Consider the following 242-nt stretch of genomic DNA (forward strand, 5'->3'; position numbering starts at 1 on the left):
CTCCTTCTCGATGTCCTCCGGCGAACCGAAGCCGTTGATGACGACATTGGCGCCGGCGGCGGCAAAGCCGCGCGCATAGGCGAGCCCGATGCCGCTGGTCGAACCGGTCACAACGGCGTTCTTGCCTGAGAGAGTACCCATCTTATTCGCTCCTTTTTGGCGGGGGCGCGGTGACGTCCCCGGTGAGATCGTAAGTCACCATGGTCTCGCCGGACTGCGGCTTCTCGAGCCAGTCCTTGTGG

The 242-nt window shown here is 63.6% G+C and carries 1 protein-coding gene; it reads right to left on the bottom strand.

The features are described 5' to 3' along the window. Positions 1 to 141: SDR family NAD(P)-dependent oxidoreductase (locus C1X29_RS30215; protein WP_146023340.1), on the bottom strand; the 141-nt coding region annotated here is incomplete at its 3' end. Positions 142 to 242 lie beyond the last annotated feature (101 nt).

The sequence above is a fragment of the Pseudomonas sp. GW456-12-10-14-LB2 genome (assembly GCF_002884345.1).
GTDB lineage: Bacteria > Pseudomonadota > Gammaproteobacteria > Pseudomonadales > Pseudomonadaceae > Aquipseudomonas > Aquipseudomonas paraglycinae.